Source organism: Klebsiella sp. D5A (assembly GCF_001620885.1).
In the GTDB taxonomy this organism is placed as follows: Bacteria; Pseudomonadota; Gammaproteobacteria; order Enterobacterales; family Enterobacteriaceae; genus Klebsiella; species Klebsiella variicola.
In genome coordinates, this window is the sequence record NZ_LOAR01000008.1 from 1 (window position 1) to 24599 (window position 24599).

Sequence of the window (24599 nt, forward strand, 5' to 3'; positions counted from 1 at the left end):
TCGTGACATAAAAACGCCCCGTCCGGGAAGAGACAAAACGGTCGCCTGCGCTCAGACTCTTTTTCGTTTTTGCCGGAGCAGGATATGTCCCGGCCTCACCGTTGTCTGGCTCCCCCTCCGGTAACCCGTATTGTCCGTTTTTATACTGGCGTAACAGTATGCCACTGTGACCATCCCTGACTTTATAGCAGGGAGATTTCGGGTAATCAGCGACCGGAGCCAGATGCATATACAGGCTGTAAAACTCCAGCCAGCTCTTTTCCTTTTGCGGGTCAGGCTTGCACTGTGATTTCACCAGCACAAAGCTGCTGCTGTAGCGCAGTTGTTGTCCGCAGTATGGCGCTGTCAGGTATTCATTGTTTATCCGGTACGCCACTACCGTACCGTCTGCCATAAACTGGAGAGGTAGCGGTTCTTCAGTATTAACGGCGTCTGGTTTTAGCGCCGAGAAAGGATTAGAGACATCGCTGATATGGATCCCGCCGTGCCACAGGCCATTCGCGCCCAGCAGCCATGTCCCGTGCGCTTCCCCGTCGATAAGCCGCATGACATCGTCCAGTGCGCAAAGTTCTTTACCGTTGGTGTCCCTCAGCGGGTAACTGATTTTCATATGCGTTCCTTACCTTGAAATCCTTCCGCGCCGTCGGGGTGGGACCAGTTCCAGTGTGGTTTTCCTGAAGGTCTCCGTGACACCTTTCAGTGACACCCCGGTACCGGGGATCAGATAATTCGCCACTTTCAGCACCATCATTCCCTCAGAACCATGCTCGATCCCGTTTTTACTCAGCTTCAGATACGATCCGCCGCCATTCAGCGTCAGTATCTCCGGCGTGCTGATGGAAATCCCGTCCTCGCAGCTGGTTATCGTCACCTGCTGCTTTGCCAGAAGCCCCATCGTGTTGTGCTGCGCCTGAATATCAATATCTCCCTGATTAGCCACCAGCTTCGCCCCCTCTTTATGCACAAACAGACCGAGGGCTTTTTCCACCGTTACCGACAGATTTTTCATCGCACCGAGATCAAGATGCTGACCGGCATTGATCATGGTGTTGCGGGTGCTGCTGAGCTGAAGGTGTTCACCTGAGGTCAGTGCCACTCCCTGCGGCGCGCTCGCCAGCAGCACCGCCGACCGGAGGTCCCTGATTTTGTCGGTCACAAAATTTATCTGGGTATTGATGTCGCAGATCAGGGCCCCGGCCGCGTCGGCGGCGCTGTTCAGGGCCTGCATCTGGCTGTTTGCCTGGTTAATCTGGTTGATGGCAGGGGCCATTTCAAGCACAGGCCCCTGCGCTTTTGCCTGTTCATCCGCCGTCAGGTAGAGGCCTTTGGCTGCGCGGACCGCGCCAAACTCATCCGTTCGCAGCTCAAAACCAGCGCCGCGCTGCTCACGCTGTGCGTTAACCAGATGGCCCATATTGAGCTGGCTTTTGCCGTACTCGGTGGCGAGCTTGATATGCTCTTCCTGGCGTTTATCCTCCATCCGCAGCTTATTGTTCGCCGGCGTGCGCCACACGTTCCGCGTATGATTCTCGCTGGTAACATGGTCCGGATGCTCTGAATCATGCAGGGCATAAGCGATGTAGGGACGATCCGGGTCTCCACCGTCAAATACCACGGCCACTTCCGTTCCGTCGAGAAGCGGTGAGTGCAAGCCGTAAGTATCACCGGCATACGGTTTCGCCAGCCGCAGCCACAGATACGCATAGCCCTGTTCGGTACTGTTGCGGTCAAAGTCCAGTTTCACTTGATAGCGGCCTTCCTGGTCGAGCCAGGAACAGGTGTCGCCTTTCTGTGTGCTTTCCACCCGGGCAGGCAGTGAACCAGCTATCACCGGGCGACTGAGCAGCGCCGGACGGTAACAGACGGTTTCGCTGTAGGGGATACCCTCAAACGTCAGCGTAAAGCTACTTTTGCGTGAACCGCTGGTGCGTACCGTGGTGATGACGATACCTTCCTTAACGGCATCGGGTAACGAGCCGTCCGTTTCCAGAACCTGGCCCGGCGCCAGATGAGGGCTGGAGGAATGCCCGGTGACGTGATATTGCGCGTTCAGAATGCGTTCGTGACGCAGACGGGCAAAGAACGCACCGCTCTCGGTACTTTCCGCGTCACCTGCTGTCAGGAACGGCTCCGCGTAATGGTACGTTTCACCGGCGGTGATCCCTTCCTGGCTGCTGATACTTTCCGTGCTGTCCTGCGGCGTCAGCGCTTCCCGGTAGTTGTAGTCCCGGGTGGCCACCCTTCCGCTCACCACGTTATATGCGGTCTGAATATCCCAGATGCTCTCCTGCCCGCTGTCGCTCATCCCGGCCTGGTTGCGCAGTGGCAGCGTGACGCCAAATTCATACTGCTGCTGGCTGTCCTGAAAAATCACCACGTCCTGTTCAAGACGGCTGTCCATTTCATAGCGCCAGTAAATACCCACCTCCGCCAGCAGGCGCTGGATAAACTCAAGGTCAGTCTCCCGCCACTGGGTGATGAGCTCCCGGGAGGGATAATTACGGGAGAGCCGGAACTCGAAATCAGGCCCTTCCAGACCGTGTTTACGCAGTATCTTTTCCACAACTTCAGTGACTGACTGATTGAGATAGATTTCGCTCCCTTTCGTATAGTCCAGAAGGGCGATGCGGGGAACGATCGTTAGCGCGTAACGGGTATCGTCATTTGACGTGGATATCCGGCGAAACGACTTCACCACGCCAAATACCGTCCGGACCGGCAGCGCCGGGGTGCCGTCAAATAGCGGGGTCAGAAAAGTGAATGAAGCTGGTTTCAGCAGTAATGCGTCGCAGGCAATATCCGCAGAGGAGCAGGTGACCGCCACGTCATACCGCCAGGGCTGACTGAGGGATTCCATCGAACGGAAGTTCAGCACATCAAGAAACTCAGTACAGCCATGAACGTCCATCCAGTAGCGTGACTGCCCCGGCAGTTGCTTTACCAAACTGGTTGCATCGTTTATCAGCCTATTCCTCATCGCTTCACTCCATCTTTTCTGGCATTAACATCCATCACAAGGTCCTTCATTCGTTACCCTCCGCCGTCCCGCACCGTAGCAGCCCTGTCCCCCCGCCGGTTTTACGCACGCTACCGCCCTCGCTGTCCTCCTAAAAGAACCCAAAGCGCACTGAGTAATGCAGAACGGTGTTCTTTTATTTAACGCCCGGAATAGCAGTCACTCAGCAATAAATGTGCAAGAAAATCCCGTTCGTATCCGCGTACTGCCGGAGTACGTTCAGTTTGAATTCAGCGGCATCTCGGTTCAGATCGGGAGTGACTGCGTAATGCTGAAAAAGACGATAAGCAGAATAAAACAAATAAACTGCCAATATTTTGTCAGACGAGAGAATGAAGCCGTCTGGACGCAGGGCGGAAGCGGTGGCTTCGCAACAACAATATTCCATACTGAAAACTATTCCCTGGCGTAAAAAAGCGAGCGCGCGGTACAACAGGGAGGAAACCATGCCACAGTAGAATAAAGAAAGTCCAGCCCCGACCGGGCCAGACTAACTTTTTAAGATTAACGCCCGAATCACATTGAGAAATTACATATAAAAGACCAGAGCCATTGATCATGTCGTAATATGGCGGGCGGTTCGCACATATCCAGAATAAGCGACAAAAACGCACCATGAAATACATTTCTATCCTGATTTACATCAGTAAGCGCCGCCTGACCGTTATGTCGTATAACCCGCTAATATTATCCAGTCGATACTGACAGGGATAATATTCCCCTGGCCATAAAGCGCAGCGGCAGCTTGCGCACCTACCGTCTGACAGACAAAACCCGCATATTGTCTTCAGACACGGCGAAGACTGGCCTGCGCCATCGCCAGGGCATCTTCCCCTGCCGGCAGCCGCGAAGGGGCCTGAGGATCGTTCACCATCCGCCAGACGGCCTGAGCGACATCCGTCGTCAGCGTCACGCTGGCGTTATCCTGCATGCTGTCGAAGATCTGCTGGCCGAGCGTCGCATAGCTCTCCGGGAGCTGGCCCATCGTTCGACGAGCGTTTTCCCCGAAGCGGGTCTGGGGAGCGCGTCCCGGCAGGATCAACCCGACGCGAATATTAAAAGCACGAAGCTCCAGCGCCAGCGACTCCGTGAAGGCATTCACCGCCGCCTTACTCGCGGTGTATACCGCCAGCAGGGGCATCGGTTGCAGGGTGACCGCCGAGGTAATATTAACGATCGTCCCGCTTCGGCGCGCTCTGAACCGGGGGATCACCGCCTGGGTCATGGCAATCGTTCCCAGGGTATTGGTGGCAAACAGGTCTGCTATCGCCTCGCGCGACGCCCCCTCCAGGGCATTAAGCATCCCCACCCCGGCGTTGTTAACCAGCACATCAATCTCTCCGGCTTCGGCAATGGCCTCTGCGATACTCTGCGCCGAAGTGACGTCAAGACGCACCAGCCGCAGACGGTCACTGGCGGGCAACACACCTTCCTGCGGAGCGCGCATCGTGGCAATAACCTTCCAGCCTTGCTCGAGAAAATAACGCGCCGTCTCCAGGCCAAAACCCGATGAACAGCCGGTGATCATTATCGTTTGCATATCTCTGTCTCCGAATGGCTTCTTCCTTTTGATCATAGACAGGCCGTGTCGGACGATATAGGGTCAATAATCCATCATTCTTTAGCAGGAGTCCGGAAATGAGCGATCCGTTGGCGGAGGTTATTGCCATGCTAAATCTCAGAGCGGTGCTGACCAAAACCGTTGAGGGGGCGGGAGACTGGCGAGTGATACGCTCGGACCAGGGGTTGTCATTTTATGGCGTCGTGCTGGAAGGCGGCTGTCGGCTGGAAATAGACCAGCATGAGCCGCAGATCCTGCGCGCCGGGGATTTTATTCTGATCCCGGCGGCGTACCGCTTCGCGCTAACCAGCCTGACCCCGCCCCCTTCACCGGCGCTGGAGACCATCCCGATGCAACTGGCGGGGGGACACTTTCGGCTGGGAGCCCTCGACAAGCCTGCGCAGATGCAGGCGCTGATTGGCCACTGCGCTTCCGGTTCAACGAACGCCAGCCTGCTGGCCTCGCTGTTGCCAGCCTTTGTGGTGGTCCGCAATCAACCGCGGCTGGCCACCTTTGTCGGGCTGCTGAAAGAGGAAGCGCAGGCGGATCGCGCGGGCAAATCTTTCGTTCTGGCGCGGATGGTTGAGCTACTTTTTATCGAGGCCATCCGTTGCTGCGGAACGCTCGCGACCCCCGGTCTGATGCGCGGGCTGAGCGACCCGCGGGTCGCCCAGGCAATCCGCCTGCTGCATCAGGCCCCCGCCAGACGCTGGACGGTCAACGCCCTGGCCGCCGACTGCGCGCTGTCTCGCTCGACGTTATTTGAACGCTTTACCGACCTGACCGGGATGACCCCGATGGGCTATCTGTTAGGCTGGCGAATGACCCTGGCCATGCAGTGGCTGAGCGAGACGGGCATCAGCATTGCGGATATCGCCGAGCGCATCGGCTATGGCTCGGCCAGCGCGTTCAGCGTAGCTTTTACCCGTTATACCGGGATATCGCCGGGGAAATATGCCCGCCAGCGGGCGACGCAGCCTCCCCCCGGGCCAGCCCTGACTTAACCGGCTGCAATCTCCGTCTGCAGCCAGCGCTCAAACACCTGCAGCGCCAGCTCTCCCTCCCCGCCACCGGGTTTGATCAGACAAAAGCGCTTGGCCAGCGTCGGGGAGCCCGGCCACGGAGCGACCAGCGTCCCGGCGCGCAGCTCGCTTTCCACATACATCTTCGGCACCAGCGCCACCCCCTGCTGACTCAGTACCGCGGCGATGGCCATCTCATGCAGATCGTAGCGCGGCCCCTGCGCCGGATTATCCAGCGCCAGCCCGCATTCCCGGGCATAGAGCAGCCAGGCGTCAGGGTTCTGCCGCCGGTGAATGCGCGGCAATCGGTTCAGTTGCCCGGGGAGATCGTCATTCGTCAGCAGCGCCGCATGACAGACCGGCAGCAGATACTCCTCGAACAAAAAGGTCACATCCATGCCAGTCCACGCCGGGTGATCAAAATGGATGGCGGCATCAAAACCGCTGCCCGGGAGGATGAAGGGATCGCTGCGGGCGGCAATATTGACCACGATATGCGGATGCTGCGCTGCAAAGCGTCCAAGCCGGGGAATTAACCAGCGGCTGGCAAAGGTGGGGAGAACGGCGATCTCCAGACTATGCCCATCGGAGGGCATCCCGCTGACATCGTGGGTATCCCGCTCCAGACGGGCAAGGATCTCGCGGACCTGGTGGGCATAGCGGGCGCCAGCCGGATTGAGCCGCACCCGGCTCCCCGTCCTGTCGAAGAGTTTACTGTCGAGGAGCGCTTCCAGACGGGCAATCTGCCGGCTGATGGCCCCTTCCGTTAACGCGAGTTCCGCCGCTGCGCGGGCAAAGTTGCCGTGACGGGCAGCGGCCTCAAAAGCCAGTAGCGCAGCGCTGCTGGGGATTTTACGACGCATAGCCAATGCTCCTTGTGCAGTCTCACCGAAAGTCAGTGACAGAATATCACTGACCATTGAATTAACATCGTTTTTCAGCGCCATTTTTAGCCGATAGGATGATGAAAAGTCACTAAAGCGCTTTGCGCGCTCAATCATCTGTCCATCGAGGTCACTATGCTCTATGTCGTCGAATGCGCCTACACCGATCCCCAAAGCGAAACAGCGTGGAATACCTTTTACAATCAGGAAAAACTGCCGGCGCTGGTCTCTGTGCCCGGTTTTTACGCCTCTCAGCGCTTCCGCGCCCTCAGCGAGGAGTGCCCCCGCTACCTGGCGCTGCACGATATCCACGATGCTACCGTCATCGACAGCGACGCCTACCGCCGCAACGGTGGCGGCCATTTTGCCCGCTGGCAATCGGCGATCACCGACTGGCACCGCCACCTCTATGTTGCAGATAGCGGCGTGCGGGAGGTCCGGTCTGATGAGGTGCTCCTGCTGAGCGATACGCCTCAGACGCTACCCATCTCCCCGGCAATCGTCCTGCTGCCTGGCGGCCTGGCGACGCAACAAACCCGGTATGCCGCCATTGTCCCGCGTGACGATCTGCATCACCTGGCCACGGCTGCCGCCGTCTTTATCTATCAGCCCATCACCGCCCGGTTACGTAACCCGGCGCAACGCGCATGAGGTCACCATGACACCAGCTCCCTTTTATACGTTGACCGCAGGCGACCTGACGGTGACCGCCGTCAGTGATGGTCAGATGTCGGCGCCACTGTCCTTACTCTCGGGTATCACGCCTGAGGAGGCGGAACACCTGCAGCGGAACGCCGGGTTAGCCTCACCGGAGGTCATTGCGATTGGCGCCTACCTTATCCGCGGACGCGGGCACACCGTACTGGTGGATACCGGCACCGGTGGAGTCAATGGCGTCGGCGGTGCGCTTATCGCCAATCTGGCGCTACTCGGCGTACGCCCTGAGGAGATTGACACCATCCTCCTCACCCACGCGCACCCGGACCACATCGGCGGGTTGCTGACGGCAACCGGCGCCCCGGCGTATCCCAACGCCACGGTGTTCCTGCCTTCGCGGGAACGCGCTTACTGGCTGGCGGCATCCACACTGGACAACGCCAGCGATCGCGCCCGACGCAACGTGCTGCTCGTCCACCGCGTACTGGCGATCTGCGCGGCGCAAATTCGCGAAGTTGATGGTGAAGAGACGGTCGCCGGGATCCACCCGTGCCCTCTGCCCGGCCATACGCCCGGCCATACCGGGTATCGTCTCGAGGCGGGCGATACCTCGCTGCTCATCTGGGGGGATATTGTCCATTTCCCGACCATTCAGACCACCCGGCCGTCGGTGTCGGTCGCCTTCGACGTCGATCCTGAACAGGCCCGACAAACCCGGGAATTTCTGCTGCGCCAGGCCGCCAGCGAACAATGGCTGATCGCCGGCATGCATCTTGGTCTGCCCGGCTTTGCCAGGGTGGTGGAGACGCCTTCTGGTTATCTGTTGCAGTCGGTGTAAAGATCACAGAGGTAAGCCCTGTTTGTCCGCAGGAACAAGCAGGGCTTTATGTCAGGGGGCTGGGCAGGCCGCTAACTGCGGCTTTTCCAGGCTTTTTTACTTTTGCAGCTGGCTTTGGTGGCGACCCACGGGTGACGTAGCTGAGTCAACTGAAGATCCTGGGAGGCCGGGCTGGCCGACCAGCGTTTGTTACACAGAGGCTTACGAGTTGCAATGACCATAAAAACGCTCCTGAAAAGTAATGAACAATTCCCTGGGTAGTTCCATAAGTTCAGAATCAGCTTATCATCGCGTAACGGAAGTTATTTCAATCTTTGTTTTACTATGTAAATGGTGAAAGCCTCCCGAAATGAGCAAAATTGATCTAGATCAATATAAGTGCATTTAGTTTTTCCTGACACCTATATATTCAACCGCTTACCAGCGGCTGACGTTTGTTTAAGACTTTTCCTATACCATACAATCCTGCAGAGCAATAATCATTTATCAGATTTTTATTCTATTTATGTATACAAACATGGTTATTTGTTTTGATTATTCTAACAAATAAAATTCACTTGGTCAGTCAGCGGCAGGCAGGTACTCTGCACCGGCAATAACTGGATTTGTCAGGGAGTGGTGGATGACTAAGGGCTATAAACTGCTTGGCTATAAGTTAGCAGATAATATTTTCTACTGCCTGCATCATCGGGAAATTATCGCGCTGCGAGGGACGCGAACGCAAGTTCAGCTACGCAGTACCATGGCCTGTTTACTGGAATATCTGTTGGCGCATGGCAGAGAACGGGTGGTCAGCGATGAAGAGTTGATGATTAACGTCTGGGAAAAAAATAACCTTCGCCCGTCTGCGCAGCGATTATGGCAGGTTATTCAGACGTTAAAATCCCGTCTTAGCCAGGCAGGCGTTGAAAGCGCATTAATTATTCGGGTCAAGTGCGCCGGGTATTATATTAACAATGCTGTCGTAGCCGAAATTTACTCATTCAAACCACCGGGCATGATGAATTATATTAATGCCTCGCCTGCTGATATGAATAAACTTCTGGTACGCAGCTAATCCCCTCTCCGCGCCGTTTACATCGCTTGTAACAGGGTTTATCCGTTGAATATTTTAATTCACAGCAATAATCTTTTTTTTAATATCGGCCTCGCCCAGTGTTTCAGAGATATTCAGGAGACCCTGCCCGGGCTGAACATTATTCATTCGCTGCCACTCAGCCATTTTCCCGATCCGGCTGGGCTGGATGTGATTATTTTATCGCTGGAAAACTTTCACGATTATCAGGCCGCCGCTGAATTAGCCCTGCGTTATCAGAGTCTGGTGGTCGGCTTTACCTCGGCCGGCAACGTGAGGCGCGGACGCGCCTTTTTCGCGGATACCCTCCTGTGGGTTAGCCAGCGGGAAAGCGTTCCGGAGGTTGGCCGCCTTTTGCGCAGGCTGGCCGATCGTCGCTGGCCTCTGGTGCCACGTCATCAGCGTCAGAGTACCTCTTCCCGTCAGCGAGCGCCCCTCAACCTTCTGGAAAGGCGGATAATCGCCGCCACCATGAAAGGACAGTCGGTGAATCAACTGGCGGCCACGTTGGGGATCAATCGCAAGCGAGTCTATAACGGACTGGAACGGATTAAGGTTAATTTTCACCTGGTCAGCCATGCTCATTTTCATCATTTTATGACCTCCGGGCCAACGTTTAACCCGCTCTCACCCGACCTTGCCAGTTATACGCCAGGGGCAAAGCCTGCCCGACAGCGGCAGGCTGCGTTGCACGCGGCGAAGAATCATTCATATTATTTGAATAAGATTCGCAAATTGTTTTGATTTTAGCCTGCAACATTCAAGCGTATTCTTTACCACATCAGGGCGACAAGCCCTTTATCAGACACCAGATTAAGGAATACGACCATGAAATCCATCAAAACTTTCGTTGCAGTTGCGGCACTGTCTCTGTTCTCTTCTGTCAGCTTCGCCCAGAGCGTCAGCGCCACCGCTTCCACACTAGACCGTGCTGAAGCAAAAATCGCCGCCCAGGCCGCGGAACAGGGTGCATCCTATAAAATCACCAGCGCCCAGTTTAATAACCGCGTCCATATGACGGCTGAACTGAGCAAATAATCCCTTTTGCCGTTAGCAATGAAAAAGCGCCGTTAAAAACGGCGCTTTTTTTACCCCTTCCCCTTTCTTTGTTTTGCCGACAGGCATGCTGTGGCGCTCGCTCCATTCCCGACCAATACTGACTGTATCCGCCAGAAAAGAGAGCCTGATGATGAAAGCCTGGACAGTCAAAAAACCCGGTTCGCTTGAGAACCTGCAGCTTGTCGATCTTGCTGACCCCGGGGCGCCCGCTGCAGGAGAGATCCGGGTGGCGCTGCACGCCACCTCGCTGAACTACCATGATTTGCTGGTCGCAACGGGGGGAATTCCCACCGCCGATCGGCGGATCCTGATGGCGGATGGCGCCGGCGTGGTGGAAGCGGTTGGCGCCGGAGTGAACGAATTTCAGCCGGGTGACCGGGTGGTCGCTGGCTTTTTCCCGCAGTGGCTGGATGGCCGCCCCGGTCCGCTGGTGAGCGACTTCAGTCAGACCCCGGGCGATGGCGCGGAGGGGTTCGCCTGCCAGTATGTCGTCAGGCCGGCCAGCCATTTTACCCATGCGCCTGAGGGGTGGAGTTTCAGGGAGGCGGCAACCATCACCACCTCCGGTCTTACCGCCTGGCGCGCGCTGGTCGTCGAAGGACGGTTAAAAGCAGGCGATACGGTGCTGACGCTTGGTACCGGCGGCGTGTCGATAACCGCCCTGCAGCTGGCGAAAAGTATGGGCGCGCAGGTGATCGTCACCTCGTCGTCAGATGAAAAACTCGCCCGCGCTCGCGCCCTGGGGGCCGATCATCTCATCAATTACCGCACCACCCCGGCATGGGGCGCCGCGGTGCAGGATATCACCGGCCATCGCGGGGCCGAACTCATTCTGGAGCTGGGCGGTCCGGGCACCCTGGGCCAGTCGTTCGAGGCGGTCAGTGTTGGCGGACACATCGCCCTGATCGGCGTCCTGACCGGCTTCGAGGGCCATGTCCCCACCCATTTGCTGATGAGTAAACAGGCCCGACTGCAGGGGCTGGTGGTAGGTAATAGACGGCAACAACAGGACTACGTCAACGCCCTGAAACTGCAGGCGTCGCGGCCGGTTATCGATAAAGTGTTTGATTTTACAGCCTTACCGGATGCCTTTCGCTATCTGCAAAGCGGCGCCCATTTTGGCAAAATTTGCGTGGAGTGGTGAGGGGATGAACAGGGCCTCCGTGCCCTGAGAACGGCTTTATTCGAAGAAGACGTCCGGATTTTCCGACAGCGAAACAAAGGATTTCGTGTTTTTATCCAGCGCCTGAATGTCGCCGCTTTCAATGTCGTAGAACCAGCCGTGCAGGCGCAGGGTATGGTCGCGCAGACCGACCGCCACCGACGGATGGGTTTTGATGTTGTTCAACTGAGCGATGACGTTTTCCTGCACCATGCCGTTGACCTTATCGGTTTCGCTGGCCCAGGTTTTCTTTTCCACCACTGCTTTCGCGGCATCAGCATAGCGCAGCCAGTGGGACACCGCCGGCATCGGCTCAAGGCACTGGCAAGTGGCGATCGCTTTCATCGCGCCGCAGTTGGAGTGGCCGCAGATCACGATATCCGTCACGCCCAGCGCAACGACGGCATATTCGATGGTAGCAGAAACGCCACCTGGCTCCGGCCCGAAAGACGGCACGATATTCCCGGCGTTACGAATGACAAAGAGCTGTCCCGGCTCCTGCTGGGTTACCAGTTCAGGCACCAGACGGCTGTCTGAACAGGAGATGAAAAGCGCTTTGGGATTCTGGCTGGAGGCCAGGCTACGGAAGAGCTCTTTACGCTGGGGGAAGATCTCTTTCTGGAAGTTGAGGAAGCCCTCAATGATATGTTGCATAGCAGTGTCTCTTCTCTGTAGTTATTACGGTATGACAAAGATCACAGTTATTCAGTTTACCATTGATGACAAGAATGGGAATCGTTATTCAAACAGTTGCGCAGAAAACGCGCGCCGCCACCGCCCGCGCCGCCCTGCCTTATCCACACCTTTTTGACGTGATTTCCTGAACCAGTTTGCTACTCTGTCTACCCCAACCGTTCACAGGTTACCGACCGCCTGCCGGCGGCGGACATCACAGGAGTCGCTATGTTCTTATCCAGCCTGATGGCCATTGCCGCGGTGCCGGAGCTGTTTATTGGGCTGAAGGTGGCGGGCGGGATCTATCTGCTGTGGCTTGGTTATAAAATTTTCCGCGGGTCGGCGCAGCCGATGGACTTTTCCGCCAGCGGCATGGCTGGCAACCATTCACTGCTGAAGACCTTCCGCGATGGGCTGTATACCCAGTTGAGCAATCCCAAAACCGCGCTGGTGTTCGCCTCAATTTTTACCGCCCTGCTGCCAGCGCAGATCCCCACCGCGTTTTACTACATCGTGCCGCTGATGAGCTTTCTGATTGACGTCAGCTGGTATTCGCTGGTGGCGCTGGTGCTGTCTGCCGATCGCCCGCGGCGCGTCTACCTGCGGCTGAAGCGGCGGATCGACATCGCCACCGCGACGGTGCTGGGGGCGCTGGGCCTGCGGCTTATCGCCACCTCCCTCACCCGCTAACGGGTTACACGGTATGGATGCGAATATCGTGCTGCTGAAAGGCAACGCGATATTCGCGACTGATGTTCTCTTCCACCACCAGCACATCGATATCGCTGCTCGTGGCCACCACAAACCGTGCCACTGCCGGAATTTTATCCGAGGTCAGGCCGATGATTATTTCGCTGCACTGCTTAATCACCGCTTTCTTGAACTCGCAGTCGGCGTAGTCAAAACCGGTCAGGCCCGACTCTGGCGCCATGGCGCAGCCGCCGATAAAACCCTGGTCGAATAACATGCCCTGCACCTGAGCCACCGCCGCGGCGCCGACGCAGCCGCCGCTCGCCCGCTGCACCTGGCCGCCGAGGATCACCACGTCATACAACGGTTTTTTCACCAGTACCGCGGCGATCTCCGGGGAGTTCGTTACCACCGTCAGCGCCAGCTCAGCGGGTAGCGCCTCGGCCATCGCCAGATTGGTGGTCCCGGTATCGACGAAAATCGTGCCGCCGGGCTTCACCAGCCTGGCACACTGTTGCGCGATCCTGAGTTTTGTTGCTCGATTTTTATCTTTCCGTTCACTGTAGTCCCCGGCTTCCGGCAGGCTCAGCACCGCCCCGCCATACACCTTTTTACAGAACCCTTCGCGACTGAGCTCATGCAGATCGCGGCGGATGGTGTGCTCCGACACCTGAAGCCGCGCCGCCAGCTCCGCGCACACCACTCTGCCATTTTCCTGCAGGATCTGGCAAATCAACGCTTGTCGCTGTTGGGGAAAAGCAGCATAATCGAGCACGAAAACTCCTTAAATTATCAAAAACGAGCAACAGCAAGCATGATCGTCTGCGCTGCTTTGATTGTCAATGTTCCTGCCCGGAGGTTTACCATGAAAATTGCCCATTTCGCCCTGTGGACCCAACAGCTCGACGTCCAGGCCCGCTTCTGGGTGGAGTTCTTTGCCGCCAGCATCAATGAAAAATACCTCAGCCAGACCAACCCCGGCTTTGCCTCCTATTTTGTCACCATCGACGACGAGGTGGTGATCGAGCTGATGACCAGGCCTGGCCTGCAGCCGGCCAGCGCGGATAATAACCATACCGGCTGGGCGCATCTGGCCCTCTCGGTAGGCGGGGCGGAACAGGTCGATGCCCTCGCCCAACGCGCCGAGGATGCGGGGATACTGGTTTCGCCGCCGCGTACCACCGGCGACGGCTATTATGAGGCGGTGATCGCCGATCCCGATGGCAACCTGATTGAAATCGTCGCATAGTCAGCAGACCGCCAGTATTCAGGAGGCATTCATGGCACGTTACCGAATTATCGACACCGCGACCTGGCCCCGCCGGGACCATTTCACCTTTTACCGACAATTTGCCAACCCCAGCTTTAACCTCTGTGTCCCGATAGCGGCGCAGCGCCTGTACGAATGTGCGAAGGACCGTCGGGTCTCGTTTTTTCAGCTCGCGCTCTATGCGCTACTGCGCGCGGCAAACGGAGTACCGCAGCTACGGCAGCGCGTGCGCAATGATGAGGTGATTGAATATGACAGCCTGGCGGTAATGACGCCGGTGATGACCGTCGAGGAAGGATTCCGCCAGGTATGGTGCGACAACGCCCCCGAGTTCACCACCTTCAGCGATGCGGCAACGCCGAAGATCGTCGCGGCAAGAGAGACAACGCCGGCGCCGCTCATCGTCGATGGCGAGCATTTTATCTGCGCCAGTTGTCTGCCGTGGCTCCACTTCACCTCGATGACCCATGCGGAATATGCCGTAGGCGCGGCGGTGCCCGCGCTTACCTGGGGGAAACTACAGAACGGCGTGATCCCGGTGGCCGGGCGGTTTAACCATGCCTTCGTCGACGGTCTCCACGCCAGCCGCTTTTTTGCTCTCGTGGAAGAGGGATTTAGCGACCCCGAGCGGCTCTGGCAACCGTTAACCGAGACCGCACCCTCACTGCTCGCCCCTGCGGCAAAGAAACGCTGAGGCCCTCGCCACGCTCACCGCCTGACTTCCTTCCTTCGGTCCGGCGGTCGCTTTCCTCTCCTGTTGCTTTTGCAACAGCCGGCGCAAAACGGCGCTGCATTTGCAGCAGTCCGCTCCATCAGCTGACATAGCCAACCCGCTTCCTGTCACGACTGCGCCTTCCTCTCTCACTGGCACGTGTTTTGCTTACCCACACATATAACCCACAGGCATTATGAATTATTTATTTATCTAATTTGTGCATAAGCTATTCACTGAATAAGAGAGAAGATGATGTCAGCCAGTTCACCCGCACAGCCTTACACCCAGTCCACGCCGCAGGCGCATATTATTGCCAGCGATGCGGAAGCCCTCGCCATCGCCCATGAGATCGCCGCCGTGCTCAAACCCGGCGCCGCCGAGCGCGACCGCACGGGCATTGTCCCGGCGGAGATCGTCAACACCTATTCCAACAGCGGACTGTGGGGCATCACGGTGCCGCGCCGCTTTGGCGGCGCCGAGGTCTCGGCCGCGACCCTCGCGCAGGTTATCGCCATTCTCTCTGCGGCGGATCCGTCGTTAGGCCAGATCCCCCAGAACCACTACTGCCTGCTGGAGGATATTCGTCTGCAGGGCAGCGACGACCAGCAGGCGTTCTTTTTCGCCCAGGTATTACAGGGCTATCGCTTCGCCAATGCCCTGTCGGAAACCGGGGGGAAAACGGTCCTTGACATTCGTACCCGTATCGAGGAAGGCGCAGACGGTCTGCGGATCAATGGTCGTAAAGGCTACTGCACCGGCTCGCTGTACGCCCACTGGATTGGCATTCTGGCGCTGGACGCCGACGATCGCGCCCAGCTCGCTTTCGTCCCCCAGAACAGCCCGGGGCTGACGGTGGTCAATGACTGGGCGTGCCTCGGTCAGCGCACCACCGCCAGCGGCACCGTGCTGGCCGATAATCTTCCGGTCAATCCTTTCCACCTTTTCCCAACCTGGAAGTCCTACGCCAGCCCGACTCTTGCCGGCCCCTTCGCCCAGTTGACCACCGCGGCAATAGATGCCGGGATCGCCCGCGCGGCGCTGGACGATACCGTGGCGTTTGTGCGCCACAGCGCCCGGCCGTGGATCGACGCCGGTGTGGCGCGGGCGAGCGACGATCCGCTGACTATCTACCATATCGGTCAACTGGACAGCCGCCTTGCGGCAGCCGACGCGCTGCTGGAGCGGGCGGGACGGGTGCTCGACCGCTATAAAAATGACCTCAGCGAGGAGCATGTCGCCGAGGCGTCGCTGGCCGTCGCCCGCGCCAAAATCTGGACCACCGAAGTGGCGCTGGAGGCCGCCAGCCGCCTGTTCGAGCTGGGGGGCACTCGCGCCACCGGTGAGTCGCTCAACCTCGACCGCCACTGGCGCAATGCCCGGGTGCACACCCTGCACGACCCGGTTCGCTGGAAGTATCAGCTGCTTGGCAACTGGGTGCTGAACGGCATTCGCCCGCAACGACATGACTGGAACTGATATGACGAGTCTGCTGGCGTTTTTCGCGGAAATCGACTGGAACGATGTGGCCCAGGCCGCCCTCGATACCCTTACCATGCTGGCCTGGTCGCTGGGATGGACCGTACTGCTGGGGCTTCCGCTGGGGATTGTGCTCTATCTCACCGGTGAGCCGCGTTTGCTGTACGCCCCGCGCCTTTACCGCCTGCTGTCATTGTGCGTCAACGTACTGCGATCCCTGCCGTTCATCATTTTGCTCATCGTGATGATCCCGGTGACCACGTTGCTGACCGGCACCTCGCTGGGGGTGGAAGGAACCATTCCGCCGCTGGTCGCCGGCTGCGCCCCGTTCTTCGCCCGGCTGGTGGAAACCGCCCTGCGCGAAGTGGAGCACGGCCTGGTGGAGGCCAGCTGGTCGATGGGCGGCAGCACCTGGCAGCTTATCTGGCACACGCTGCTGCCGGAGTCGCGGGCCGGGCTGATCGCCGCCGTGACCGTGACGGCCATTTTGCTGGTCGACTACACCTCGATGGCGGGGGTGATCGGCGGCGGCGGGCTGGGCGATCTGGCCATTCGTTTTGGTTATCAGCGCTTTCAGACTGACGTGATGGTGGTCACCGTCCTGATGCTGATTGCGCTGGTACAGCTTCTGCAAATGAGCGGCGACCGCCTGGTGCGCTACGTCAGCCGCAAATAACTTACCCTTCTCTGCTCAGGAAACCCTTATCATGAAAAAATCCATTATTGCCGCCGGACTGCTGGCCCTCTTCTCCACCGCAGCGCTGGCTAACGAGACGCTGATCGTCGGCGCCACGCCGGTGCCGCATGCGGAAATCCTTGAATTTGTGAAGCCGGTGCTGGCAAAGGAAGGCGTCGATTTACAGGTCAAGGTGTTTAACGATTTTATTCAGCCTAACCAGCAGCTGGCGGAGAAACACCTCGACGCCAACTACTACCAGTACCGGCCATTCCTCGATAACTACAACCAGACCCGCCACACCAACCTTGTACCGGTGGTGGGAGTGCATATCGAGCCCTTCGGCGCCTACTCCAGCAAATACACGACCCTCGCCGCGGTGCCTGACGGCGCCACGATCGCCATCCCTAACGATCCGGTGAACACCGGCCGCGCGCTGGTGATGTTAAGCAACGCCGGGCTGATTACCCTCAAGGATCCGCACAACCCGCAATCGGCAACCAAGGACATTACCAGCAACCCGCATCACTTTAAGATCCGCGAACTGGAGGGCGCCATGCTGGCGCGCGCGGTGAAGCAGGTCGACCTGGCCTTTATCTTTGCCAACTATGCGCTGGAGGCCGGTATCGACACCGATAAAGCGTTGCTGGTGGAAAAAGGCAGCGATCTGTACGTCGAATATCTGGTGGCGCGCCCGGACAATATTCAGGACCCGGGCATTCAGAAGCTGGCGCAAGCGCTGCATTCGGACGCAGTTCGTCAGTTCATTCTGACGCGTTATCAGGGCAAAATTTTACCTGGATTCTAATCACCGCGGGCAGCGGCGTCAGCCGCTGCCCGGGCTAACGGAGCGCATCATCGTGACGCATATCCCCGCCCCACCGACCCACATTGAGTTTGCTGGTATCAGCAAAGCCTATCCTAACGGCGTGCAGGCGCTACAGGACATTGACCTGACCATCCGTCAGGGCGAAATTTTCGGCATCATCGGCCGCAGCGGCGCCGGAAAATCCACCCTGCTGCGCCTGTTTAATCGTCTGGAAAATGCCGACAGCGGCGAGATGTTCATCCACGGCGAGTCAACCGTGCGCTACTCCACGCGCCAGCTGCGCGATCTGCGTCGGCGGGTGGCGATGATTTTTCAGCACTTTAACCTGATGGCCACCAAAACCGTGGCGCAGAACATCGCCTTGCCGCTGAAGATGGCTGGCGTCCCGGCCGGCGAACGCCAGCGTCGGGTCAGCGAGATGCTTGAGCTGGTGGGCCTCAGCGCGCTGCGCGACAGCTACCCGGCCCGCCTCTCCGGTGGCCAGAAACAGCGGACCGGCATCGCCCGGGCGCTGGTCACTCAGCCGGAAATTCTGCTGTGCGATGAGGCAACCTCGGCGCTGGATCCGGAAAACACCCTGTCGGTGCTAACCCTGCTCAAGGAGATTAACCAGCGCCTGGGCCTGACAATCGTGCTGATCACCCACGAAATGGAGGTCATTCGCACCCTCTGCGATCGGGTCAGCGTGCTTGAGGGCGGGCGCATTGTCGAACAGGGCGATGTCTGGCGCGTGTTTGGCAACCCGCAGCACCCGGTGACGCGCGCCATGCTCGGCCTGCAGCACCCCGATCGCCCGGAGGCCGGGCCACCGCTGCGCGACGGCGAGCAAATCGTGACCTTACGTTTTGACGGCAGCAGCGGTCGCGAACCCAATCTGCAGCATATCGCCAGCCTGCTGGGAGGCGACGCCCGACTGCTGTACAGCAACTGCGAGCGCATTCAGGGCCGGGTGATCGGCCAGCTGCAGGTCCGGCTGAGCGGGCCGCTGGTCGCCAGCGCGCTGGCGCAGGATGGCTGGGTCGCAGACAGCATTCTGACCCACCATCATCAGACAGCGGAAACCACTGCTTCTTAGCCATCGAATGGGATTATATTCCCGATCCTTTGCTAAGGATAATTAGTTATAAATCATAGCGTTTCAGTGTTAGACAGGGCGAAGTGCGCCTCTTATCTTTCGTCATGAATTGTAAATAACCACGCAATTATTTGATGAGGTAGCACTTTTGTCCAGATTACAACAAGGATTAAAAACCCGAAAAACCCGCTTCGCCCTGGCGCTAAAAGTGGCCCTGCTCGGCGGCGTGGTAGCATTTTCTTCTGTTGCCCATGCGGAAGGGATCCTGAAAGAAGGCATCACCCCGGCCACCGACGCCAGCCAGATCCCGGCCAGCGCCAAACTGCGGAAAGACACGGTGGTGGCCGGGATCTCCGAGCCGCAGGGGATCTTTAACCCCTACTTTTTCGTCAACGGCTGGGATGAGAACGTGACTAACGTCATTTTTTCACGCCTGATTGACTGGGACAGTCAGGGTAAACTGGTCCCGGGACTGGCGGAGAGCTGGACGGTCAGCCCGGACAGTAAAGTCTATACCATCAAATTGCGCCCTGGCCTGACCTTCAGCGACGGTTCACCGCTGACGGCGGAAGATGTCGCCTTTACCCTGACGGTCCTGCTCGACCCCAAATATGATGGCGATACCGACATCACCCTGGCCAATATCGCCGGCGGCGCGGACTACAAAGCCGGCAAAGCTGACAGCGTCAGCGGCCTGAAGGTCATCGACCCGCTTACCCTGCAGGTGACCACCACGCAGCCAGGCGCCACCACGCTGGCCAAAATTGGCGGGCCGGTGCTGTCGAAAGCCTGGTACGGCAAAGGATATCAGCGGGGAAATCTCGACTATCTGCGTTCACTGCACGGCAAGCCGCTGGGCAACGGCCCTTACGTGTACGACAAATACATTCCCGGTCAGGAAATACGCTTCCATGCCAATAGCCATTTTTACCGCGGAACGCCGCCAACACCGCGCTTTATCTACCGCGTGACCAATCCGTCGACCAACTTCCAGCTGTTCCAGACCGGGGAGACCGACTATGACGCCTTTACCTCACGCCCCGACGATATTGAGCAGCTGAAAATGCTCGGCTTCGCCAACATTAATCTTTACGGCTCCAGCGACTACAGCCAGGTGGAGTTCAACGTGCATCGCCCGGCGCTGCAGGATAAGCGCGTGCGCCAGGCGCTGATTTACGGTCTGGATCGGCAGAAGCTGATCGACGTGGTCTATCAGGGGTACGGCAAAGTCGCCATCGAGCCGATCGCCCCGATCTCCTGGGCCTTTAACGCTGAAGGCGTCAACCCTTACCCTTACGATCCGGCACAGGCCAAAAAGCTGCTGGATGAGGCCGGCTGGAAACCTGGCGCCGACGGTATCCGCGCCAAAGACGGCCAGCGCCTGGAGCTGACCCTGCTGGTGAGCAAGAAGGTGCTCAACGACGCTCTGATCCCCATCGCCAAGGAGAACTGGCGGCAGATTGGCGTACTGCTGAAGCCGCAGGTGGTGGATTTCAATGCCCTGATGGCGCAGCGTAAAGCCGGAAATTACGATCTGGCCTCCTTTAGCACCAGCCCCCTCAACGACCCGCACGATGGGGTATGGGATTTTTACAGCAGCGAAGCTAAAGAGTCCGGCTACCATAACGCGGAAGTCGATAAGCTGATTAACGCCGGCAACGCGGTGCTCGACATTGAACAGCGCAAGCCGATCTACCACCAGCTGTATAAAGTGCTGGCCGACGATCCGCCGGTGATCCTGCTTGGCTATCGCAACATTCTTTCCGCCAGCAGCGCCCGCGTCAGCGGCTTTAAACCGGATATCTACAACGGCCTGACCGGCAGCCTGCCGGATGTAAAAATCGTCAAGTAAATCCCCCTGGCCGCCGGGTTAACCGGCGGCTGATGTGAGACCGTCATGAAAAATTTCATCCTGAGGCGCTTGCTGCAAACGCTGCCGATGCTGCTGCTGGCCTCCTTCATTATTTTTATGCTGTTTGCCAAAACCCCCGGCGACTTTATCGATGGCAATATCACCCTGACCGCCGCCCGCGCCGCAGAGCTGAAGGCGATCTACGGCCTCGACCAGCCGCTGTTCACCCGCTACCTCCACTGGCTGGGACAGCTGCTGCGCGGTGATTTAGGCTTTTCACTGCAGTATCAGATCCCGGTCAGCCAGTTGCTCAACCAGTACATCTGGAACTCTTTTCTGCTGGCCAGCGTCGCGCTGGTCTTTTACTGGGGCATTGGCCTGGCGGTCGGCGTGGTTTCTGCCCTGCGACCCGGCTCCTGGTTTGATCATCTGGTGAGCGTCGCGGTGTTTGCCGCCATGTCGTTCCCCACCTTTTTCCTCTGCCTGCTGCTGATTAAATGGTTCGCCGTCGATCTCCACTGGCTACCGGTAGGCGGGATGACCAATACCGGCAGCGACGAGAGCGGCTGGCAGTATGTGCTGCAAGTGGCCGCCCACCTGGCGCTGCCGGTGCTGGCGCTGGTGATGCTGCAGGCGGGCAGCCTGACGCGCTATGTGCGCGCCAGTATGCTCGACGTGGTGAAAATGGATTTTATCCGTACCGCCCGCGCCAAGGGATTGCAGGAGCGCACGGTGATCCTCAAGCATGCCCTGCGCAACGCCCTGCTGCCGATTATCACCCTGCTGGGCTTCGAGCTGCCGGGGCTGTTCTCCGGGGCGATCATTACCGAAAAGGTGTTCAACTGGCCAGGGGCAGGCCACATCCATATCGACTCGCTGGCCGCCCGCGACTATCCGGTGCTGATGGGGTTTACCCTGTTTCTGGCGGTGCTGACGATCGTCGGGAATTTGCTCGCCGACGTGCTGTACGCCTGGGCCGATCCGCGTATTCGGGTGAGGTCATGATGATCCTGTCTTACTTTGCTTCCCGTCGCCGCCAGCGGCAGGCGGCTATCCCGGCGCTGGCGCATATTCCCCCCTCTCCCTGGCGCCAGGGGTGGCGACAGCTGCGCCGTAACCGGCTGGCCATGTTCTGCCTGATCCTGCTGGCGGTGATGGCGGTATGGTGCGTGCTGGGGCCCGTCTGGTCGCCATGGAGAGATGATGCCACCGATGCCCTGAGCATCAACCAGCCGCCCGGGGCGGAACACTGGCTCGGGACCGATTTTCTTGGTCGCGATGTCTACACCCGCCTGCTGCTGGCCGGGCGCATCTCGCTGATTATCGGCCTGCTGACCATGGTGATGTCGGTGTGCCTCGGCTACCTGCTCGGCGCCCTCTCGGGTTATGTCGGCGGGTTAACCGACAAACTGATCATGCGGGTGGCCGACCTGGTGATGACTATCCCCGGGTTACCGCTGTTGATCGTCGCCGGGGCGATGCTTTCTGAGCTCGATTTTTCCCCGGACTCGCGCATTTATATGGTGGTGGTGATGCTCAGCCTGCTGGAGTGGCCCCGACTGGCGCGGCTGGTGCGCGGACAATGTCTCTCCCTGCGCGAACGCGATTTTATGCTGGCCACCCAGGTGCTGGGCCTGTCGGCGCGTCGCCGGCTGTTTGGCCACCTGCTGCCGAATACCATTCCGATTCTGGTGGTGATGGCGACCATGGCCGTCGCCAACGCCATTCTCAGTGAATCCGCGCTGAGCTATCTCGGCCTCGGCGTGGTACCGCCGACGCCGTCATGGGGCAATATGATGGATGCTGCCAATAGCCTGATCGATTTCCAGCGCCGCCCCTGGCTGTGGATGCCGCCGGGCATCGCCATCTTTATCACCGTGATCGCCATCAACGTGCTGGGCGACGGCCTGCGCGACGCCATGGATCCCAATATGAAACCGAGGCTGAAATGACCACGCCGTTAGTCTCCTTTAATCATCTCTCCGTCTCTTTCGCCGGCGAACGCACCCGCGTGCGCGCGGTGCAGGAGGTCTCTTTCACCATTCAGGCCGGACAAACCGTTGGCGTGGTGGGCGAATCCGGCTGCGGCAAAAGCGTCACCGCCATGGCGCTGATGGGTCTCCTGCCACCGCAGGCGGCGCGCATCGACGGCGGCGAGATCCGCTTCGCGGACCGCGATCTGCTGCGGCTGAAAGCCAGACAGATGGCCGACCTGCGCGGCCACCAACTGGCCATGATCTTTCAGGAACCGATGTCGGCCCTGAACCCGGTGTTGACCATCGGGGAGCAGCTGTGCGAACCGCTGATCCGCCACCTCGGCGCCACGCCGAAAGCCGCCTGGCAGCAGGCCATCCAGCTGTTAAGCGAGGTCGGCCTGGCGCGCGGCGACAGCCTGATGACCCGCTATCCTCACCAGCTTTCCGGCGGCATGCTGCAGCGGGTAATGATCGCCATGGCGCTAAGCTGTCAGCCCAAACTGCTGATTGCCGACGAACCGACCACCGCGCTGGACGTCACCGTGCAGGCGCAAATCCTGCGCCTGCTGCGCGACCGGGCGCGGGCCAGCCAGATGGCGATGATGCTGATTACCCACGATCTTGGAGTGATCGCGCAGATGGCCGAGCAGGTAGTGGTGATGTATGCCGGACGGATCGTGGAACAGGGCGCCACCGCAGAGGTGCTACGGCATCCGCAACATCCTTACACGCGTGGGCTGATCGCCTCCCGCCCGGTGCCGGGTGAGCGGCGTCGGCGGCTGTACTCTATTCCCGGCCAGGTGCCGGATCTGGCCGCTATGCCGGCGGGCTGCGCCTTTGCCGGGCGCTGCGAGCGGGCGACGGCGCGCTGTCGGGAGGCGATTCCGCCGCTGCTCGGTGAGCGCCAGCGGGCCGCCTGCTTTTACAGCGAATTTGCGGAGGCGACAGCATGAGCGAACGCTATGTTATTGAAGTGGATGGATTGAAAAAATATTTTCCGCTGCGCGACGGCCTGTTTGGCCAGCAGACCGGCGAGCTTCGCGCGGTGGACGGCGTCAGCTTTAACATCCGTCCGGGCACCATTTTTGGCCTGGTGGGCGAGTCCGGCAGTGGTAAAACCACCGTCGGCCGGACCCTGCTTGGCCTGTATGAGAAGAGTGCTGGCAGCGTGAAATTTCACGGTCAGGAGCTGGCCGACCTGACCGCGCCTGCCCTGCGCGCCATCCGGCCCAGAATGCAGCTGGTGTTTCAGGACCCCTACAGCTCGCTGAACCCGCGGCTGCGTATTGGCGACGCGATTGGCGAAGCCATGCTGCAGCACAAGCTGTGCACCCGCGATGAGCTGTATGACCGGGTGATCGCCGTGATGAAGATCTGTGGCCTGGCACCGGAGCACTATGCCCGCTTCCCGCATCAGTTCTCCGGCGGCCAGCGCCAGCGGATCGGTATTGCCCGGGCGCTGATCCTCAATCCGGATTTTATCGTCGCCGATGAGCCCATCTCGGCCCTTGATGTGTCGATTCAGGCGCAGATCATCAATTTGTTTTCCGACCTGCGCGACGAGCGCGGCGTCACGTTCCTGTTTATCTCCCACGACCTCGGGGTGGTGGAACATTTATGTGATGATGTGGCGGTGATGTATCTGGGACAGCTGGTGGAAAGCGCCAGCCGCGATGCGCTGTTCAGCCGCCCCCTCCATCCCTATACCCGCGCCCTGCTGGCCGCGGTGCCAACCCTCGATCCGCACAGTGAACCGCAGGCGCTGATGCAAGGTGAGATCCCGGATCCGGCCAATCCGCCCCCCGGCTGCCGCTTTTCATCCCGCTGCCCGCAGGTCAGCGAGCGGTGCAGGAGAGAAGCTCCGGCGCTGCGCGAGGTGGCCCCGGGCCATCGGGTCGCCTGCCATGGGGTCGCGTCCTGAGCACAGTCGATGGGGTTATTTATTTCTAAACAACCGTCCGATTGTGCACGGCAGCGCCAGGATTTACTATCCGCCCCGTCTTGTGAGACGCGTTATGAATGAAGCGTAATATTTTTGTTCATTTTTGCCCGATGGCTTCGGGCATTTTTTTCTCTACGCCCGGGAGCGAT

At 58.9% G+C, this 24599-nt stretch carries 24 protein-coding genes and 2 pseudogenes; 19 read left to right on the forward strand and 7 right to left on the reverse strand.

All coding sequences use genetic code 11. The annotated features are described in order from the left end of the window. The 3 genes and pseudogenes from AS136_RS12845 to AS136_RS12860 form a co-directional block, all read right to left on the reverse strand. Nucleotides 1–610: pseudogene (locus AS136_RS12845) on the reverse strand (hypothetical protein); the annotation flags it as partial. Nucleotides 611–619: 9 nt separating this feature from the next. Continuing rightward, nucleotides 620–2977 carry a type VI secretion system Vgr family protein gene (locus tag AS136_RS12850; RefSeq protein ID WP_049247954.1) on the reverse strand — a complete coding sequence of 786 codons (2358 nt, stop codon included), beginning with the start codon at nucleotides 2975–2977 and terminating at the stop codon, nucleotides 620–622. An 826-nt stretch (nucleotides 2978–3803) separates the two neighbouring features. After that, nucleotides 3804–4556 carry an SDR family oxidoreductase gene (locus AS136_RS12860; RefSeq protein ID WP_023322740.1) on the reverse strand — a complete coding sequence of 251 codons (753 nt, stop codon included), beginning with the start codon at nucleotides 4554–4556 and terminating at the stop codon, nucleotides 3804–3806. A gap of 98 nt (nucleotides 4557–4654) precedes the next feature. Here AS136_RS12860 and AS136_RS12865 point away from each other — a divergent pair, with 98 nt between their 5' ends. Further along, entirely contained in the window at nucleotides 4655–5581 is a 927-nt protein-coding gene (locus AS136_RS12865) for an AraC family transcriptional regulator (RefSeq protein WP_023322741.1), read from the forward strand. Here AS136_RS12865 and AS136_RS12870 read toward each other — a convergent pair. Then, entirely contained in the window at nucleotides 5578–6462 is an 885-nt protein-coding gene (locus AS136_RS12870) for a LysR substrate-binding domain-containing protein (protein ID WP_023322742.1), read from the reverse strand. The genes AS136_RS12865 and AS136_RS12870 overlap by 4 nt on opposite strands. Before the next feature lie 156 nt (nucleotides 6463–6618). On the opposite strand from AS136_RS12870, the gene AS136_RS12875 reads away from it, so the two are divergent. Both AS136_RS12875 and AS136_RS12880 read left to right on the forward strand, forming a co-directional pair. Next, on the forward strand, nucleotides 6619–7134 hold the full coding sequence (locus tag AS136_RS12875) for a DUF4286 family protein (RefSeq protein ID WP_008804604.1): 516 nt from the start codon (nucleotides 6619–6621) through the stop codon (nucleotides 7132–7134). 7 nt (nucleotides 7135–7141) lie between these two features. After that, on the forward strand, nucleotides 7142–7978 hold the full coding sequence (locus AS136_RS12880; RefSeq protein WP_023322743.1) for an MBL fold metallo-hydrolase: 837 nt from the start codon (nucleotides 7142–7144) through the stop codon (nucleotides 7976–7978). Nucleotides 7979–8049: 71 nt separating this feature from the next. Here the strand turns inward: AS136_RS12880 and AS136_RS28660 are convergent, their stop codons facing one another. Then, nucleotides 8050–8199 (reverse strand): hypothetical protein, encoded by a 150-nt coding sequence (locus AS136_RS28660; RefSeq protein WP_012541503.1) that lies wholly within the window; start codon nucleotides 8197–8199, stop codon nucleotides 8050–8052. Between the two features lie 401 nt (nucleotides 8200–8600). Here AS136_RS28660 and AS136_RS12885 point away from each other — a divergent pair, with 401 nt between their 5' ends. The 4 genes from AS136_RS12885 (at nucleotide 8601) to AS136_RS12900 (ending at nucleotide 11256) form a co-directional block, all read left to right on the forward strand. Then, nucleotides 8601–9035 (forward strand): winged helix-turn-helix domain-containing protein, encoded by a 435-nt coding sequence (locus tag AS136_RS12885; protein ID WP_012968028.1) that lies wholly within the window; start codon nucleotides 8601–8603, stop codon nucleotides 9033–9035. A 45-nt stretch (nucleotides 9036–9080) separates the two neighbouring features. After that, nucleotides 9081–9797 (forward strand): hypothetical protein, encoded by a 717-nt coding sequence (locus AS136_RS12890; protein WP_023322744.1) that lies wholly within the window; start codon nucleotides 9081–9083, stop codon nucleotides 9795–9797. Between the two features lie 84 nt (nucleotides 9798–9881). Then, nucleotides 9882–10091 carry a YdgH/BhsA/McbA-like domain containing protein gene (locus AS136_RS12895; RefSeq protein ID WP_004202908.1) on the forward strand — a complete coding sequence of 70 codons (210 nt, stop codon included), beginning with the start codon at nucleotides 9882–9884 and terminating at the stop codon, nucleotides 10089–10091. 148 nt (nucleotides 10092–10239) lie between these two features. Continuing rightward, a complete protein-coding gene (locus AS136_RS12900; RefSeq protein ID WP_023322745.1) occupies nucleotides 10240–11256 on the forward strand; it encodes a zinc-dependent alcohol dehydrogenase family protein in 1017 nt (338 codons plus the stop codon). 36 nt (nucleotides 11257–11292) lie between these two features. Here AS136_RS12900 and AS136_RS12905 read toward each other — a convergent pair whose 3' ends face one another. After that, nucleotides 11293–11928, reverse strand: coding sequence for a carbonic anhydrase (locus AS136_RS12905; protein ID WP_008804599.1), 636 nt, complete (start codon nucleotides 11926–11928; stop codon nucleotides 11293–11295). Nucleotides 11929–12204: 276 nt separating this feature from the next. On the opposite strand from AS136_RS12905, the pseudogene AS136_RS12910 reads away from it, so the two are divergent. Continuing rightward, nucleotides 12205–12639 (forward strand): annotated as a pseudogene (locus AS136_RS12910) (LysE family translocator); the annotation flags it as partial. Between the two features lie 4 nt (nucleotides 12640–12643). On the opposite strand, the gene AS136_RS12915 reads toward AS136_RS12910, so the two are convergent. Beyond that, nucleotides 12644–13414, reverse strand: coding sequence for a DeoR/GlpR family DNA-binding transcription regulator (locus tag AS136_RS12915; protein ID WP_023322747.1), 771 nt, complete (start codon nucleotides 13412–13414; stop codon nucleotides 12644–12646). Nucleotides 13415–13504: 90 nt separating this feature from the next. On the opposite strand from AS136_RS12915, the gene AS136_RS12920 reads away from it, so the two are divergent. The 11 genes from AS136_RS12920 to AS136_RS12970 all read left to right on the forward strand — a co-directional run bounded on the left by AS136_RS12920 (nucleotide 13505) and on the right by AS136_RS12970 (nucleotide 24429). Next, nucleotides 13505–13888: a VOC family protein gene (locus AS136_RS12920; RefSeq protein ID WP_023322748.1), complete on the forward strand. Its 384-nt coding sequence runs from the start codon at nucleotides 13505–13507 to the stop codon at nucleotides 13886–13888. Nucleotides 13889–13919: 31 nt separating this feature from the next. Further along, nucleotides 13920–14603, forward strand: coding sequence for a CatA-like O-acetyltransferase, family 1 (locus tag AS136_RS12925; RefSeq protein ID WP_012541497.1), 684 nt, complete (start codon nucleotides 13920–13922; stop codon nucleotides 14601–14603). Nucleotides 14604–14873: 270 nt separating this feature from the next. Next, nucleotides 14874–16100, forward strand: coding sequence for an SfnB family sulfur acquisition oxidoreductase (locus tag AS136_RS12930; protein ID WP_023322749.1), 1227 nt, complete (start codon nucleotides 14874–14876; stop codon nucleotides 16098–16100). Between the two features lies 1 nt (nucleotide 16101). Further along, nucleotides 16102–16776 carry a methionine ABC transporter permease gene (locus AS136_RS12935; RefSeq protein WP_008804593.1) on the forward strand — a complete coding sequence of 225 codons (675 nt, stop codon included), beginning with the start codon at nucleotides 16102–16104 and terminating at the stop codon, nucleotides 16774–16776. A gap of 31 nt (nucleotides 16777–16807) precedes the next feature. Further along, the gene (locus AS136_RS12940) at nucleotides 16808–17584 is read left to right on the forward strand and encodes a MetQ/NlpA family ABC transporter substrate-binding protein (protein ID WP_008804592.1); all 777 of its coding nucleotides are present in this window, start codon (nucleotides 16808–16810) and stop codon (nucleotides 17582–17584) included. A 52-nt stretch (nucleotides 17585–17636) separates the two neighbouring features. Beyond that, nucleotides 17637–18680, forward strand: coding sequence for a methionine ABC transporter ATP-binding protein (locus AS136_RS12945; RefSeq protein ID WP_023322750.1), 1044 nt, complete (start codon nucleotides 17637–17639; stop codon nucleotides 18678–18680). 148 nt (nucleotides 18681–18828) lie between these two features. Next, entirely contained in the window at nucleotides 18829–20532 is a 1704-nt protein-coding gene (locus AS136_RS12950; RefSeq protein ID WP_023322751.1) for an ABC transporter substrate-binding protein, read from the forward strand. A gap of 45 nt (nucleotides 20533–20577) precedes the next feature. Beyond that, a complete protein-coding gene (locus AS136_RS12955) occupies nucleotides 20578–21537 on the forward strand; it encodes an ABC transporter permease (RefSeq protein ID WP_008804589.1) in 960 nt (319 codons plus the stop codon). After that, nucleotides 21534–22484, forward strand: a complete 951-nt coding sequence (gene opp4C, locus AS136_RS12960) for an oligopeptide ABC transporter permease (protein ID WP_012541495.1) — start codon at nucleotides 21534–21536, stop codon at nucleotides 22482–22484. The genes AS136_RS12955 and opp4C overlap by 4 nt, the downstream gene beginning before the upstream one ends. Further along, complete coding sequence (locus AS136_RS12965; RefSeq protein ID WP_046620090.1) at nucleotides 22481–23461, forward strand: ABC transporter ATP-binding protein; 981 nt, start codon at nucleotides 22481–22483, stop codon at nucleotides 23459–23461. Before opp4C ends, AS136_RS12965 begins: the two co-directional genes overlap by 4 nt. Then, nucleotides 23458–24429, forward strand: a complete 972-nt coding sequence (locus AS136_RS12970) for an ABC transporter ATP-binding protein (protein WP_008804586.1) — start codon at nucleotides 23458–23460, stop codon at nucleotides 24427–24429. The genes AS136_RS12965 and AS136_RS12970 overlap by 4 nt, the downstream gene beginning before the upstream one ends. The last annotated feature ends 170 nt before the right edge of the window (nucleotides 24430–24599 follow it).

What these genes read in the sequence shown, in the direction of transcription:
- AS136_RS12850 (WP_049247954.1), bottom strand. Translation starts at nt 2,977, where the DNA reads ATGAGGAATAGGCTGATAAACGATGCAACCAGTTTGGTAAAGCAACTG.
- AS136_RS12970 (WP_008804586.1), top strand. Translation starts at nt 23,458, where the DNA reads ATGAGCGAACGCTATGTTATTGAAGTGGATGGATTGAAAAAATATTTT.
- AS136_RS12905 (WP_008804599.1), bottom strand. Translation starts at nt 11,928, where the DNA reads ATGCAACATATCATTGAGGGCTTCCTCAACTTCCAGAAAGAGATCTTC.
- AS136_RS12955 (WP_008804589.1), top strand. Translation starts at nt 20,578, where the DNA reads ATGAAAAATTTCATCCTGAGGCGCTTGCTGCAAACGCTGCCGATGCTG.
- AS136_RS12940 (WP_008804592.1), top strand. Translation starts at nt 16,808, where the DNA reads ATGAAAAAATCCATTATTGCCGCCGGACTGCTGGCCCTCTTCTCCACC.
- AS136_RS12870 (WP_023322742.1), bottom strand. Translation starts at nt 6,462, where the DNA reads ATGCGTCGTAAAATCCCCAGCAGCGCTGCGCTACTGGCTTTTGAGGCC.
- AS136_RS12875 (WP_008804604.1), top strand. Translation starts at nt 6,619, where the DNA reads ATGCTCTATGTCGTCGAATGCGCCTACACCGATCCCCAAAGCGAAACA.
- AS136_RS12860 (WP_023322740.1), bottom strand. Translation starts at nt 4,556, where the DNA reads ATGCAAACGATAATGATCACCGGCTGTTCATCGGGTTTTGGCCTGGAG.
- AS136_RS12900 (WP_023322745.1), top strand. Translation starts at nt 10,240, where the DNA reads ATGATGAAAGCCTGGACAGTCAAAAAACCCGGTTCGCTTGAGAACCTG.
- opp4C (WP_012541495.1), top strand. Translation starts at nt 21,534, where the DNA reads ATGATGATCCTGTCTTACTTTGCTTCCCGTCGCCGCCAGCGGCAGGCG.
- AS136_RS28660 (WP_012541503.1), bottom strand. Translation starts at nt 8,199, where the DNA reads ATGGTCATTGCAACTCGTAAGCCTCTGTGTAACAAACGCTGGTCGGCC.
- AS136_RS12885 (WP_012968028.1), top strand. Translation starts at nt 8,601, where the DNA reads ATGACTAAGGGCTATAAACTGCTTGGCTATAAGTTAGCAGATAATATT.
- AS136_RS12865 (WP_023322741.1), top strand. Translation starts at nt 4,655, where the DNA reads ATGAGCGATCCGTTGGCGGAGGTTATTGCCATGCTAAATCTCAGAGCG.
- AS136_RS12920 (WP_023322748.1), top strand. Translation starts at nt 13,505, where the DNA reads ATGAAAATTGCCCATTTCGCCCTGTGGACCCAACAGCTCGACGTCCAG.
- AS136_RS12895 (WP_004202908.1), top strand. Translation starts at nt 9,882, where the DNA reads ATGAAATCCATCAAAACTTTCGTTGCAGTTGCGGCACTGTCTCTGTTC.
- AS136_RS12965 (WP_046620090.1), top strand. Translation starts at nt 22,481, where the DNA reads ATGACCACGCCGTTAGTCTCCTTTAATCATCTCTCCGTCTCTTTCGCC.
- AS136_RS12925 (WP_012541497.1), top strand. Translation starts at nt 13,920, where the DNA reads ATGGCACGTTACCGAATTATCGACACCGCGACCTGGCCCCGCCGGGAC.
- AS136_RS12935 (WP_008804593.1), top strand. Translation starts at nt 16,102, where the DNA reads ATGACGAGTCTGCTGGCGTTTTTCGCGGAAATCGACTGGAACGATGTG.
- AS136_RS12880 (WP_023322743.1), top strand. Translation starts at nt 7,142, where the DNA reads ATGACACCAGCTCCCTTTTATACGTTGACCGCAGGCGACCTGACGGTG.
- AS136_RS12930 (WP_023322749.1), top strand. Translation starts at nt 14,874, where the DNA reads ATGATGTCAGCCAGTTCACCCGCACAGCCTTACACCCAGTCCACGCCG.